Annotated in this window: 9 protein-coding genes; 5 read left to right on the forward strand and 4 right to left on the reverse strand. The window is 61.3% G+C overall.

The genetic code is table 11. The features are described from left to right. A partial coding sequence (locus KUL77_RS03570; protein WP_297143733.1) for an ABC transporter transmembrane domain-containing protein occupies positions 1–689 on the reverse strand: 689 nt, incomplete at its 3' end. 51 nt (positions 690–740) lie between these two features. Between KUL77_RS03570 and polA the strand changes: the two genes are divergently transcribed. From polA to KUL77_RS03585, 3 genes are all read left to right on the forward strand, one after another. After that, the gene (gene polA, locus KUL77_RS03575; protein ID WP_297143735.1) at positions 741–3,491 is read left to right on the forward strand and encodes a DNA polymerase I; all 2,751 of its coding nucleotides are present in this window, start codon (positions 741–743) and stop codon (positions 3,489–3,491) included. 363 nt (positions 3,492–3,854) lie between these two features. Then, positions 3,855–3,989, forward strand: coding sequence for an entericidin A/B family lipoprotein (locus tag KUL77_RS03580; protein WP_297143737.1), 135 nt, complete (start codon positions 3,855–3,857; stop codon positions 3,987–3,989). After that, on the forward strand, positions 3,989–5,299 hold the full coding sequence (locus KUL77_RS03585; RefSeq protein WP_297143739.1) for a tryptophan--tRNA ligase: 1,311 nt from the start codon (positions 3,989–3,991) through the stop codon (positions 5,297–5,299). The genes KUL77_RS03580 and KUL77_RS03585 overlap by 1 nt, the downstream gene beginning before the upstream one ends. A gap of 87 nt (positions 5,300–5,386) precedes the next feature. Here the strand turns inward: KUL77_RS03585 and KUL77_RS03590 are convergent, their stop codons facing one another. From KUL77_RS03590 to pdhA, 3 genes are read right to left on the reverse strand one after another with little or no spacing between them, the layout of a single operon-like run. Beyond that, positions 5,387–6,718 carry a dihydrolipoamide acetyltransferase family protein gene (locus KUL77_RS03590; protein WP_297143741.1) on the reverse strand — a complete coding sequence of 444 codons (1,332 nt, stop codon included), beginning with the start codon at positions 6,716–6,718 and terminating at the stop codon, positions 5,387–5,389. Between the two features lie 9 nt (positions 6,719–6,727). Continuing rightward, positions 6,728–7,714, reverse strand: coding sequence for an alpha-ketoacid dehydrogenase subunit beta (locus KUL77_RS03595; RefSeq protein ID WP_297143743.1), 987 nt, complete (start codon positions 7,712–7,714; stop codon positions 6,728–6,730). Then, positions 7,711–8,784, reverse strand: a complete 1,074-nt coding sequence (gene pdhA, locus KUL77_RS03600; RefSeq protein ID WP_297143745.1) for a pyruvate dehydrogenase (acetyl-transferring) E1 component subunit alpha — start codon at positions 8,782–8,784, stop codon at positions 7,711–7,713. The genes KUL77_RS03595 and pdhA overlap by 4 nt, the downstream gene beginning before the upstream one ends. A 314-nt stretch (positions 8,785–9,098) precedes the next feature. Between pdhA and KUL77_RS03605 the strand changes: the two genes are divergently transcribed. Both KUL77_RS03605 and KUL77_RS03610 read left to right on the forward strand, forming a co-directional pair. Next, complete coding sequence (locus KUL77_RS03605; protein WP_297143747.1) at positions 9,099–10,601, forward strand: oligopeptide:H+ symporter; 1,503 nt, start codon at positions 9,099–9,101, stop codon at positions 10,599–10,601. A 297-nt stretch (positions 10,602–10,898) separates the two neighbouring features. After that, on the forward strand, positions 10,899–14,162 hold the full coding sequence (locus KUL77_RS03610; RefSeq protein ID WP_297144071.1) for a TIM-barrel domain-containing protein: 3,264 nt from the start codon (positions 10,899–10,901) through the stop codon (positions 14,160–14,162). Positions 14,163–14,182: the final 20 nt, after the last annotated feature.

The following is a 14,182-nucleotide window of genomic DNA, read 5'->3' on the forward strand; positions in this document are numbered from 1 at the left end:
ACAATCCGCCCGGTCATCACCGAGCGCGCATCGGCTTGGGTCTGTGAGACCTTACCCATACGCGGCACAAACCAGCGCATCAACAGCGCATAGCCCAGCAGCCAGCCCAAGAATGGCAGCATCAAGCGAATATCGGCGCTGGCCGCCACCAACAGCGTGCCGCCGAAATACACCAGCACATAGTTGCCAATATCAAACAATTTGACCACGGTCTCACGTACGGCCAGCGAGGTTTGCATCAACTTGGTGGCGATGCGCCCGGCGAACTCATCTTGGAAATAGCCCATCGACTGCCGCAGCAGATAACGGTGCACATTCCAGCGGATACGCATGGGGAAATTACCCAGCAGGGTCTGGTGCTGCACGGTGGAGTTCAGCCACACCAGCAGTGGCAACACCAGCAGCGCCAGCAAAGCCATGCCGACAAGTTTGGGTCCCTCGGCGCTTAAAAAATGCGTGACACCCAGCGCGTTCATACGATCCACGAGCTTGCCGATATAGGCATACAGCGCTACTTCACCCAAGGCAAACGCAGCCGAGGTGGCCGCCATCAGCAACAGCCACGGCTCTGCACCGCGCGTGAAGTGGCGACAGAACGCGAACAGCGTGCCCGGCGGCTGCGCCGGAGGGTCGTTGGGGAAGGGGTTTAGGCGGGTTTCAAACCAGCGCAGCATAGTGAACTCGGTCAAACGGCAATGGATGACCATTGTGCCAGCGCTGAGCCGCGTAGAATCTCCCTTATGAAACGCTTAGTCCTAATTGATGGTTCGTCGTACCTGTACCGCGCCTTCCACGCGCTGCCGCCACTCTCCAATGCTGAGGGTGAGCCAACGGGCGCACTGTTTGGCATTGTGAATATGCTGCGCGCGCATTTGAAAGATGCGCCGGAATACATCGCTTTTGTGCTTGATGCCAGCGGGCCCACCTTCCGTGATGCGCTTGATGCTAACTACAAAGCCAACCGTCCGCCGATGCCCGACGACTTGCGGGCACAGGTCGAGCCCATGCAGCAGATCGTGGCGGCACTGGGCCTGCCTATTTTGCGCGTAACAGGCGTGGAGGCCGACGATGTCATCGGCACACTCGCGCTGCAGGCGGCGGCCGAGGGCATTGATGTCACCATTTCTACCGGCGATAAAGATTTTGCCCAACTGGTGCGGCCGCAGGTGCGGCTGATGAATACCATGACCGGCAGCATGATGGCCACAGACGATGCGGTGATCGCTAAATTTGGCGTGCGTGCCGACCAGATCATCGATTACCTCGCGCTGATGGGCGACAAGGTGGATAACGTCCCAGGTGTCGAAAAATGCGGGCCGAAGACGGCAGCAAAATGGTTAGGCGAGTACGCCACATTGGATGGGGTGATCGCGCATGCCGAGGCCATCACCGGCAAGATTGGTGAAAACTTGCGCTCTGCACTGCCGCGTCTGCCGCTTAATCGCGAGCTGGTCACCATTAAGACCGACGTGGCGCTGGAGCAGGCCCCGACGGAGCTGCAGCTGCGTGCGCCCGATACCGACGCGCTGCGCGCGCTATACACCCGCTACGGCTTTCATCAAGCGCTGAAAGAATTAGACGGCGCGGCCGCTGCGCCAGGTGTCAAGCCGCCCAGTGCGGCGCGTGGGTTTGTCGCTACCGTGAAACCTGTGTCGCAAGCGCTAGACCCAGCGCTTGCCGCTGCGGGTGAGTATGAAACGGTACTCATCCCGGCGCAGCTGGATGCGTGGGTGCAGCGCTTGCACGCAGCGGCTGAATTTGCCGTAGATACCGAAACCGATTCGCTCGACGCATTGCGCGCGAATTTGATCGGCATCAGCTTCAGCGTTGAAGTGGGCAAGGCGTGCTATATCCCGCTTGGGCATCACTATCCCGGCGCACCCGCGCAGCTGCCGCGTGAGCAGGTCCTCAGCGCACTACGGCCCGTATTGGAAGACGCAAGCAAACGCAAAATTGGCCAAAACGGAAAATATGACCTGCATGTGCTGCAGCAGCATGGTGTTCATATGCAGGGCTATGCCGATGACACGCTACTAGAAAGCTTTGTGCTCGATGCAGGCATTGCCCGCCACGATATGGATTCCCTCGCGCAGCGGCATCTTGGCTATACCACTATCAAATACGAAGAGGTTGCGGGCAAAGGTGCAAAGCAATTGCCGTTCTCGCAAGTCGCGGTGGATGTGGCGGCGCGCTATTCCGCAGAAGATGCCGACATCACCTTGCGCTTGCACCGCGTATTGAGCGCAAAGCTGCAGGCCGAGCCAACCTTGCAAGAGGTGTATCGCACGATCGAAATGCCACTGGTGCCAGTGCTGGCGCGCATCGAAGACAACGGTGTATTGCTCGACCTAGACGAATTGCGCAAACAGTCGGCGGAGCTTGCGCGGCGCATGCTCGCTGCAAAGCAGCGTGCTACAGAACTTGCCGGGCGCGAATTTAATTTAGATTCGCCCAAGCAATTGGGCGCACTGCTGTTTGATGAGTTGAAGCTGCCTGTGTTGGTGAAAACCCCCGGTGGCGCGCCTTCCACCAATGAAGAAGCGCTGGAAGCGATCGCCGATCAGCACGAGCTGCCGCGCCTGATCCTCGACTATCGCGGCTTCGCCAAACTACGCAGCACCTATACCGAAAAATTGCCGGAGATGGTGAACCCCAACACCGGGCGCGTGCACACCAGCTACCACCAAGCCGGTGCGGCCACTGGGCGGCTGTCGTCAAGCGATCCCAATTTGCAAAACATCCCCGTGCGTAGCGAAGAAGGGCGGCGCATCCGCAAAGCGTTTATCGCGCCCGCGGGGCGTAAGATCGTGGCGTTCGACTATTCGCAAATTGAACTGCGCATCATGGCGCACCTCTCCGAAGATGCGGCGCTGCTCAGTGCGTTTGCACACGGCGATGATATTCACCGCGCTACTGCCGCCGAAGTATTTGGTAAAGCCTTGGCCGATGTGAGTAGCAACGAACGCCGTGCCGCCAAGGCCATCAACTTTGGTCTGATCTACGGGATGGGCGCGTTTGGCCTTGCGCGTCAGCTGGGTGTATCGCGCGGTCAGGCGCAAGACTACATCACGCTGTATTTTTCACGTTACCCAGGCGTGCGCGACTATATGGAACGCACCCGCGAGCAGGCGCGTGCGCAAGGTTATGTGGAAACGGTGTTTGGCCGCCGCCTGCAGCTGGAATATATCCACTCACGCAACGCCGCGCAGCGCGCTGGGGCTGAACGCGCCGCGATCAATGCGCCGATGCAAGGCACCGCGGCCGACATCATCAAGCGCGCGATGGTGGCCGTGGATGCTTGGCTTGCAGCGCATGCAGCACAGGCCAAAATGCTGATGCAGGTGCACGACGAACTGGTGTTCGAAGCCGAAGAAGCCTTTGTGCCCACCCTGTTGGAACAGGTGAAAGCGCAGATGGCGGGTGCGGCGGCGCTGCGCGTTGCCTTGGTGGTTGATGCCGGAATCGGCGATAATTGGGACGAGGCGCACTGAGGTTTCGTTTGCAATCTTAAAACTGTGATGCAAGTGGTTAAATTTCGTTAATTTGCATTTTGCAATGAATGAAAAGTGAACCGAACGGTTTTTTAACCGAAATCTTCACGAACCATCAAGGAAAAAAGTGGTCTTATACACGTAACAGGTGCAACGCCTGTTACTGGTCGATCACCGCCCCTCCCCTGGTGTGATCACCCCGGAAGATTTAGGTTCTCCCCAACCGATCTTCCTCGGCCCCGCAGCCCCCCCCTGGCTGCGGGGCTTTTTATTGCCTGTGATTCAGCTTTTCGTTGGTTTTCCTGTCGAAAGCCGGAGACAGCTGCCTTACCATGGGCAGACCATCATCTTGGGAAGACGATAATGAAGCAAACACTGAAGTTTGCCGCACTGGCGCTGGTCTGCATGGCGTTTCTGGCGGCATGCAATACGGTTGCAGGGGCCGGGAAAGATATCAAGAAAGTGGGTGAAAAAATCGAAGGCGCGGCGAAGAAGTAATGAGCAAAACCCGCGTTCTGACCGGCATTACGACGTCCGGCACCCCCCACCTTGGTAATTATGTTGGCGCCATTCGTCCGGCCATTGCCGCATCGCAGGCTGCCGATGCCGAGAGTTTTTATTTTTTGGCCGACTACCACAGTCTGATCAAGGCCCAAGACCCAGCGAAGACGCAGCGCTCTACGCTGGAGATTGCGGCGGCGTGGTTGGCCTGCGGTCTTGATCCACAGAAGGTGTGGTTCTACCGGCAGTCGGATATTCCAGAAATCCCGGAACTCACTTGGCTGCTGACCTGCGTCGCAGGGAAAGGTATTTTGAACCGCGCCCACGCCTACAAAGCCGCCGTGGATAAAAATCGCGCCGAAGGCGAAGACGATGATGCGGGTGTCACCGCAGGTCTGTTTATGTATCCGGTGCTGATGGCGGCGGATATTTTGATTTTCAACGCCAATAAAGTGCCGGTAGGGCGCGACCAAGTGCAGCACATCGAAATGGCGCGCGATTTTGGTCAGCGCTTCAACCATATTTATGGTGAAGAGTTCTTCGCCCTGCCAGAAGCGGCGGTGGACGATAACGTAGCCACTTTGCCCGGCCTTGATGGTCGCAAAATGAGTAAGAGCTACCACAACACCATTCCGATGTTCGTGCCGCGCGCCGAGCTGAAGAAGCTGATTGCGGGTATCCTCACCGACTCACGCGCGCCAGGCGAGCCGAAGAGCACCGAAGGCTCAGCCTTGTTCCTGCTGTATCAGGCGTTTGCGACAAAAACAGAAACGGCCGCATTTGCGCAAGCCTTTGCCGATGGCATTAGCTGGGGCGATGCCAAGCAGCAGCTGTTCGAAAAGATCGATGCCGAAATCACCCCGCTGCGCGAGCGTTACGAAGCACTGATGGCAAAACCTGCCGAGATTGAGGTGATTCTGCGCGACGGCGCGGCGCGCCTGCGTGCGCAGTATGCAACGCCCACAATCGCGCGCCTGCGCGAAGCGGTGGGCTTGCGCGATCTGTCCACAATTCAAGTAGCAGCAACCAAGGTGGGTAAGCGCGACGCAGCGGCATTGCCGGTGTTTAAGCAGTACCGCGAAGCCGACGGCCAGTTCTATTTCAAGCTGGTATTGGGCGAGCGCGTGCTCCTGCAAAGCGCAGGCTTTGCCTCGCCGCGGGATGCGGGGGTGCGTATCGCCTCGCTCAAGCACGGTGCGCTTGATGATGCGACGGATTTCGTATTGGGCGAAGGCGTCACCTCTGACGAGGTCAACGCCGCGCTGGAAGCCTTCGTGGCGGCGCAGCTAGAGAAGTCTGCGCAATAGCGTTGTGATAAAGCGCTAGCGCGTGTTAGCGCTCAGAAACAACAAAGCCGGGCGAACCCGGCTTTGTTGGTGTGGCGCTAAATTTGTTTACTGCGGCAGCGCTAGATCGTCGAGCAGCGCACGCAGGAAGCGTGCGGCTTCACCGCCGGTAATGGCGCGGTGGTCAAACGTCAGGCTGATCGGCAGGCGGCGGTGCACTTCAATCCCGCCCATCACGGCGACGACGTCGTGCGACAGTTTGCCCGCACCGATGATCGCCACGCACGGCGGCACCACCACCACGGTACCGTAGCGCCCGGCGAACACACCGAAGTTCGACAGCGAGATGGTGTAGCCCGACAGCTCACTGGCCGGAATCGAGCGATCTTCCACCTGCGTGCGCAGGCGGTTGATGCCTTGACGCAGGCCCGCACCGTCCAGCAGGTGCGCGTTGCGCAGCGCCGGTACGAACAGCCCATCGGGGGTGTCAACGGCGATACCTAAGTCCACATGCGGGTGCTTGGTGAGGCTGAGGTTTTCATCGTCAAACCACGCATTGAGCGACGGCTCGGCTTTGCAGGCGGTGACAATGGCGCGAATCAGGCGGCCAGTGATGTCTTGCTTGCCCAGCCAAGCGTGCAGATCGGCGTCGTCCACAATCGTGGTTTGCACCACGCGGTCGCGCGCATCGGCCATGACGCGGGCCATATTGCGACGCACGCCCTTGAGCTGCTCCGGCTGGCCGGTAGCGGGTGCGGCGCCCGGAGGGGTGGTGCGCATCGGCTTGCCTGCTTGCGAGAGCGTGCTGCGCGTAGCGGCGACGGGGGCTGCAACTGTAACGGCAGCTGCTGCTGCAGGTGCTGCGGCAACCGGCGCCGCGCTGAGCGAAGCCGGATTGGCAGCGGCTTGCTTCACGTCATTCATGGTGACGGTGCCATCCGGGCCGGTGGGGCGCACGCGGGACAGATCCACGCCCAGCTTGCGCGCGGTGGCGCGCACGGCGGGTACGGCCTTGACGCCGCCACTGGCGACGGCAGCCTCGGTGATCACCGCATTGCCGACCTGCATTGCGCCGACCACGGTACCCGCGTCTTCTTTTTCGGCCTTGGCCGGTGCCGCAGGAGCAGGCGCGGGTTCTGGTTCGTCGTGGCCGCCGTGATGGTGGCCGGTGTCTTGGCCTTCGGCGCGCTGTGGCAGGCTCGGGTCAATTTCGAACTCGACGAGCAGCTTGCCGGTGATGATCACATCGCCCGCAGCACCCGCCAATTTGATGATCTTGCCGGACACCGGCGAAGGCACATCCACCACCGCTTTCGCGGTTTCCATCGAAACGAGATTTTCATCCAAACGGATGACATCGCCTTCTTTGACATGCCATTCCACGATGGTGGCGTCTGGCAAGCCTTCACCGAGATCAGGGAGTAGAAACTTCTTGGTCATGGGGTGTCCTTACGAATAGGCCAAGCTGCGCTTGGCAGCGGCAATGATTTTGTCCACGCTCGGCAGGTATTTCATTTCCAGCCGGAACAGCGGAATGTGGGTGTCGTAGCCGGTCACGCGTTCAACGGGTGCCAAGAGGTCGAACAGGCACTCGTGGGCGATACGCGCGGCGATCTCGGCGCCGTACCCTGCCGTGCGCGGGGCTTCGTGCACGATCACACAGCGGCCGGTTTTCTTCACCGACTCGGCAATGGTGGGGAAGTCCAGCGGGGTGAGGGTGGCAACGTCGATCACCTCGGCGCTGATACCTTCTTTCGCCAGCGCGTCGGCCGCTTCTAGGGTTTCCTTCACCTGTGCGCCCCAAGTAACGAGGGTGATGTCGGAACCGTCGCGCAGCACATAGCACACGTCCAGCGGCAGGGCTTCGCCGTCATCGGGCACCAGTTCTTTGTACTGGCGGTAGATGCGCTTGGGCTCCATGTAGATCACCGGATCCGGGTCGCGGATCGCCGCCAGCAGCATGCCGTAGGCGCGCTGCGGGCTGGACGGCATCACCACGCGCAAGCCGGGCACGTTGGTGAAGATGGCTTCGTTGGCTTCGCTGTGATGTTCCGGGGCGCGAATACCGCCGCCCCACGGCACGCGCAGCACCATTGGGCAGGTCAGGCGGCCACGCGTGCGGTAGCGCATGCGTGCGGCGTGGCTGATGATGAAGTCCACCATTGGATAGACGAAACCGTCGAACTGGGCTTCGGCCACCGGCAGCATGCCTTGGCTGGCCATGCCCACGGTGAGGCCAGCAATCGTGGTTTCGTCCAGCGGGGTATCAAGGATGCGCTCCGGACCGAACACGGCCGACAGGCCTGCAGTGGCGCGGAACACACCGCCGTTCACGCCCACGTCTTCACCCAACACCACCACGCGCTCATCAGTGCGCAGCTCATAGGCGAGGGCTTGGGTAATTGCTTCAATTAGCGTAATGGGTTGTGCGCTCATGCTCGGCCCTCCCGTGCCAGTGCTTCTGCCCGTTGGCCCTGTAGATCCTCCGGCAGTTCGGCATAGAGGTAGTCAAACATGGCTTCCACCGGTTGCACCGGGGTGTTGAGATAGGCGTTGATTTCGTCGTCCACACGCTTGCCGCATTCTTCCACCCAAGCCTTTTCGGTGGCTTCGTCCCACAAGCCGAGGTCGGTGAGGTATTTGCGCAGGCGGATGAACGGTTCTTTCAGCCAGGCCGCTTTCACTTCCTCTTCGCCACGGTAGCGGCGCGCGTCGTCGGCGGTGGTGTGGTCGTGCAGGCGATAGGTCATGAACTCGATGACGCTGCCGCCGCCGCCTTCACGCGCCAGATCCAGCGCGCGGCGCATGGCTTCGAGCACTGCGATCATGTCGTTGCCGTCCACCTGCAGGCAGTGCAAGCCGCCGGCCAAGCCCTTTTGTGCCAGTGTTTCGGCGCCGGTTTGGGCGGCGCGCGGCACGCTGATCGCCCAGCCGTTGTTCACCACGCACAGCACCAGCGGCAGCTTGTAGGCGCCGGCCGAGTTCACGGCCGCGTAGAAGTCGGTCTTCGACGAGCCGCCGTCACCGCAAACCGCAACGGCGACATGGTTCTGCTGGCGCAGCTTGAAGCTCAGGGCCGCGCCCGAGGCCATCAGCATCTGGGTGGAGATCGGCACGCACCAAGGGTAGTCCTTGGGGGCCGCTTCAAACACGTTGCCGCGCTCGTCGCCGCCCCAGTACAGCAGCACGTTGCGCGGCAGCACGCCGCGTTCAAACTGCGCGCCGTATTCGCGATAGCTCGGCGCGAACACGTCATCCGGCTGCATCAGGGTGCCAATACCGATATGCGTGGCTTCGTGGCCAAGGCAGGCGGCATAGGTACCTAGTTTTCCGGTACGCTGCAGAGCGATGGCTTTGCCGTCGAAGGTGCGCAGGAACAGCATCTTCTTGAACAGTTCCACCAGCACGCTGTTGTTTGGCACCGCTGGCGGCAGCGGGCCATTGAGCGTACCGTCGGGTTTGAGATATTGCAGATATTCGATTTCGAATTTCGCGGCAGTAGTCATGGTTGCCTTTGAGTTGGAGCAATCACTCAATTATACCGGTGCCCTCGGTAGAAGCCGTTGCGCACTGCGGCATTGCAGCATGTTTGATCGTTATCAAAGACGTGAAGGCGGGAAGATGCGATAATCGCGCGAGAGGCTTGTTTTACGCGCTGCGCATAGGCAGGGAAATGCGCGCATGTTGCGCTGCAATAATTTTGTTCTATGCGGAAAAGGTTTGACGCCTGCCGCTTTTCTCAGCCATGCTCCTTAGGTTCCGCGCCCAACGTAGGTGCGGTGCATCCACTTCAATACCTGACGAGCACGGGGGATACCGCATGAGCGGAGCCGCTACAACAACACCGGCCACACCGCCGGAATTCAAACAAGTGATGGGCCATCCGCAGCCGCTGTGGATGCTGTTCATGACCGAGTTCTGGGAACGCTTCGCGTTCTACGGCATGCGCTGGGCGCTGGCGCTGTATATCGTGGCGCAGTTCTTCGGTGGCGATAGCGCCGGTGAAGCCTCGGCCAGCAAGCTGTACGGCGCGTATTTGGCGCTGGTCTATGCGGCGGCGCTGTTCGGTGGTTATGTGGCCGATAAAGTCATTGGCTATCAGCGTTCCATTTTGCTGGGCGCGGTGGTGATGGCGGCTGGCTTGTTCATGGTGGTGGTGCCCAACGAAACCATCTTCAAGGTGGGCTTGGCCACAATCATCGCCGGTAACGGCTTGTTCAAGCCGAATATTTCCACCATGGTGGGGCAGCTGTACGCCACCGGCGATGAGCGCCGCGATTCTGGCTTCACCCTGTTCTATATGGGCATCAACTCCGGTGCATTTATCGCACCGCTGCTCACCGGTTGGCTGGCTGAACATATGTTTGGCGGCTCGTCGGCGATGCCTGCGTATAAGGCGGTGTTTATCGCCTCCGGCGTGGGCATGCTGATCAGCTTGGTGTGGTTCTGGATTGGCCGTGCGCGCTTGAAGGGCATTGGCGCACCGTTGCCGGGAGCGGAAGGCATTGGCCGTGTGCTGATGGTGGCGCTAGGTGTCGTGGTGGCCATTCCGGGGATTTATTTCCTGCTGAGTATCGACGCCAATAATCTCCAGATTCTGCTCACTGCATTGTTTGTGGTGCTGTGTGTGTTGATCCTGCGCGAAGGTTTTGCCAATGGCGCTGTGGCCCGCGACAAGGCCATCGCGATGTTGATTATTTTTGCCTTCAACGTGCTGTTCTGGATGTTCTTCGAACAGGCTGGTAGCTCGTTCAACTTCCTCGCGCAAAATATCGTGCAGCGCGATTTTGGTGGTTGGACCTTCCCAGTGGGCTGGTTCCAGTCGGTGAACTCGCTGGCCATCATCACCTTGGCGCCGCTGATCGCCATTATTTGGGTGAAGATGGGCAAGGCCAATCCATCGATTCCGCGCAAGTTCGGCCTTGGCATCATCTTCAACGGCCTTGCGTTCCTGTTGCTGATGGTGGCGCTGTCGAGCATGGTGGATCCGCAGACCATGAAGATCCCGTTCTGGACGCTGTTTATGGTCTATGTGATCCAGTCGGTGGGTGAGCTGTGCCTGTCGCCCATCGGTCTGTCGATGGTGACCAAGCTGGCGCCGGTGCGCTTGATTGGTTTCGGTATGGGCGGCTGGTTCCTGTCCACCGCGATTGGTAACAATCTGTCGGGTATTTTCGCCAGCAGCGTCAGCGGCGAAGGCGGCATGACCACGGCCTCGGCGCTGTCGGGCTATACCTTCGGGTTCTGGGTATTGCTGGGCGCAGGCGTGCTGCTGTTCCTGATCGCACCGCTGATTCAAAAGCTGATGCACGGCGTGAAGTAAGCGCGAATAGATGTTGCAGTGCAGCGACGGCGGCCTTCGGGCCGCCGTTTGCATATTCAGCAGAAAATGTGAATGGGGAAGCGAAACTTTTCAAGGTAAATAAGTTTCGTTTTGTTAAATATTTCTATAATTTGCGTTGTTTTTTATTGACATCTTTCGAAACGTTTCTCTAGAGTGCGACTGTTCGTTTCGCCCACGCTAGAGTGCAGGAAGAAGATGTCTGTGAAATCGCCAACCTCTCGTTTCCTGTTGAAGCGACTTGCGCTCGCCTGTTTATGCGTTCTTGCTGCGCCCGCGATGGCCGATAGCGTCGGGCGCCTAACCAGCGTAGCCCCTGCAACAGAGCGCGCAAGCTGGGATGTTGTGACGGATAGCGGCGCGCTGTTGCGCATCGACGTGCTGCGCGATGATCTGATCCGGGTGCAGGCCGGGCGCAAGGGCGCGTTGACCGGCGAGGGCAGCAAAGCCGCCTCGATCGTGCTGGCGCAGCCGGTCGAGCAGGCGGGCGCGACGCTGGAGGAGGATGCGCACGAAATCCGCATCCGCACCGCAGCGCTGGTGCTGCATATCCAGCGCGCGCCGCTGACGCTGTCGCTGGAGCGCATTGAAGGCGGTAAGGCCATCCCGCTGTGGCGTGAACTGCAGCCGCTGGACCTGGCCGACAAGCAGAGCGTGCAGGTCCTTTCCAGCAGCGCCGACGAGCGCTTCTTCGGCGGTGGCCAGCAGAACGGCAGCTTCCAGTTCAAGGGTCGCGAGCTGGCGATTTCCTATTCCGGCGGCTGGGAGGAGGGCGATCGCCCGAGCCCGGCACCGATGCTGCTGTCTTCCAAGGGCTGGGGCATGCTGCGCAATACCTGGAGCGATGGCGACTACGACCTGCGCCAGTCGGATGCAGCCAGCCTGCTGCACGCCGAAGACCGCTTCGATGCGTACTACTTCGTTGGCAAGGACCTGCACGCGCTGCTCGACCGCTATACCGCGCTGACCGGCCGCGCTGGCTTGCTGCCGCGCTGGGCGCTGTCCTATGGCGATGCCGACTGCTACAACGACGGCGACAACCAGAAGAAGCCCGGTACCGTGCCCGCCGGCTGGAGCGATGGCCCCACCGGCACCACTCCCGACGTGGTCGATTCCGTTGCCAAGAAATATCGCGAGCACGACATGCCGGGCGGCTGGATCCTGCCCAACGACGGCTACGGCTGCGGCTATACCGACCTGCCCAAGGTGGTGAAGGGGCTGGCCCAGTACGGCTTCAAGACCGGGCTGTGGACCGAGAACGGGGTCGACAAGATCGCCTGGGAAGTGGGTACCGCAGGCAGCCGCGTGCAGAAGCTCGACGTGGCTTGGACCGGCAAGGGCTACCAGTTCGCGATGGATGCCAACAAATCCGCGTTCGACGGCTTGCACGACAATTCCGATTCGCGACCGTTCCTGTGGACGGTGATGGGCTGGGCCGGTATCCAGCGCTATGCGGTGGCCTGGACCGGCGACCAGAGCGGCAGCTGGGACTACATCCGCTGGCATATCCCGACCCTGATCGGTTCCGGCCTGTCCGGCTTTGCTTATGCCACTGGCGACGTCGACGGCATCTTCGGTGGCAGCGCCGAGACCTTCACCCGCGACCTGCAGTGGAAGGCGTTCACCCCCGTGTTGATGGGCATGTCCGGCTGGTCGGCGAACGACCGCAAGCACCCGTGGGCGTTCGATGAGCCGTATCGCAGCATCAACCGCGACTACCTGAAGTTGAAGATGCGCCTGACCCCGTACATGTACGGGCTGGCACGCGAAGCGGCGCAGACCGGCGCGCCGATCGTGCGCGGGCTGATGTGGGACTTCCCGAATGATCCGCAGGCCTTCAGCGAGAAATACAAATACCAGTACCTGCTTGGTCGCGACCTGCTGATCGCGCCGGTGTATCGCAGTCAGGCGGCGAGCCGTGGTTGGCGGCGCGGCATCCACCTGCCGGCCGGGCTGTGGTTCGACTATGCCGATGGTCGCCAGCTGAGCGCGCCTACTGGCGGTCGCGACATCGACTACAAGGTCGAGCTGAAAGACCTGCCGGTCTTCGTGCGCGCAGGTAGCATCCTGCCGATGTATCCGTCGATGAATTTCGACGGCGAAAAACCGCTGGACGAGGTGACCTTCGACCTCTATCCGCAGGGCGAATCGCGCTACGCGCTGTACGAAGACGACGGCAGCAGCCGCAAGTATGAGCAGGGCGCGTTCAGCACCCAGCAGGTCACGATGAGCGCACCCGCGCAGGGCAGCGACCCGGTGCAGGTGACGCTAAGCCCGGTGGAAGGCCAGTACCAGGGCCAGCTGACGCAGCGCCGCTACGCCCTGCGCGTGCTCAGCCGCAGCGCGCCGAAGGCGGTCACGCTGGGTGGCCGCGCGCTGCCGCAGCTGGCGGACAAGGCGGCGTTCGAGGCCGCCGCTGAAGGCTGGTATTTCGACGCGCAGGATCGTCGTGGCAGCGTGCATGTGCGCACTGCGGCGGTCGATATCCGCCAGCCGCTGCAATTCGCGCTGGCGATTCCCGTTGCGAAGGCGGTGGCCGATGACGCGTTCCCGGCCGCACCGGAGCTGGGCCGCGCGCTGCCGGCCGATAGTCTGCTGGTGGTTGCCCGTCCGGCCGAAGAGCCAGGCCATCCGCTGGAAAACGCGTTTGATGACGACCCCAAGACCTGGTTCCGCAGCGTGCGCAATCAGGCGGTGCGCAGTGGCGCGCACGAGTGGAGCGTGGCCTTCGGCGAGCGCAAGCTGATCGACGGCATCGAGCTGGCGCCGCGTACCGACCAGCACTGGAAACACGGCCAGGTCCGCGACTACGAAATCTACATGGCCGACAGCATGGGCGAATGGGGCGCACCGATCGCCACCGGCACGCTGAAGCTGGCGCAGGGCACGCAGACGATCCGCTTCCCCGCGCACGCCGGGCGACTGCTGCGCTTCCGCGTGCTCAGCGTGCAGAACCCGGACGGCGAGTCCGCCGCCGCCAATGACCCGATGGTGACCGCGGCGCAGGCCGGCAGTGCGCGTGCATTCGACGCGCAGCAGCCGCGCGACGTCGGCCCGATCACCCTGTCGCGCTTCCACATCTTGGAGCAGCAGGTCGACGTGCGCCCGCAGCTGCAGCGCTATCTGTCCGAACTGCTGCCGGTGGCGGACACCACCACGGCGCGCGACAAGGCGTTCGGCAACGTGGCCGAGATGCGCATGAACGGCCTGCTGTTCCGCCGCGGGCTGGGCGTGGGTGCCAACAGCCGGATCGACCTCGCGCTGTCCGGCAGCTGGAAGCTGCTGCGCGCCGATCTTGGCATCGACGATACCTGCCGCGCTGCTGGCGGCATGCAATTCCAAGTCTGGGGCGATGGCCGCCTGCTGTACGACAGCGGGTTGGTGAAAGCGCCGGGCGTGGTCAAACCCGAACTGGATGTTCGTGGTCTGCACACTTTGAGCCTGCGCACGCTGGGCGCGCAGTCACCCAAGGTATGTGGAAACTGGGCCAATGCGGCCTTGATTGGGCAGGAGGGCGACACCGCCAGCATTGTCACGCCCTAAGCCCCGCTGTTACTCCCCGA

Origin of the sequence: Thermomonas sp. (assembly GCF_019104945.1) — a bacterium.
Lineage (GTDB): Bacteria > Pseudomonadota > Gammaproteobacteria > Xanthomonadales > Xanthomonadaceae > Thermomonas.

Bases quoted from the DNA above. Each gene is read 5' to 3' on its own strand.
- KUL77_RS03595 (WP_297143743.1), bottom strand. From the start codon at position 7,714: ATGAGCGCACAACCCATTACGCTAATTGAAGCAATTACCCAAGCCCTC.
- pdhA (WP_297143745.1), bottom strand. From the start codon at position 8,784: ATGACTACTGCCGCGAAATTCGAAATCGAATATCTGCAATATCTCAAA.
- KUL77_RS03590 (WP_297143741.1), bottom strand. From the start codon at position 6,718: ATGACCAAGAAGTTTCTACTCCCTGATCTCGGTGAAGGCTTGCCAGAC.
- KUL77_RS03610 (WP_297144071.1), top strand. From the start codon at position 10,899: ATGGCCGATAGCGTCGGGCGCCTAACCAGCGTAGCCCCTGCAACAGAG.
- KUL77_RS03585 (WP_297143739.1), top strand. From the start codon at position 3,989: ATGAGCAAAACCCGCGTTCTGACCGGCATTACGACGTCCGGCACCCCC.
- polA (WP_297143735.1), top strand. From the start codon at position 741: ATGAAACGCTTAGTCCTAATTGATGGTTCGTCGTACCTGTACCGCGCC.
- KUL77_RS03580 (WP_297143737.1), top strand. From the start codon at position 3,855: ATGAAGCAAACACTGAAGTTTGCCGCACTGGCGCTGGTCTGCATGGCG.
- KUL77_RS03605 (WP_297143747.1), top strand. From the start codon at position 9,099: ATGAGCGGAGCCGCTACAACAACACCGGCCACACCGCCGGAATTCAAA.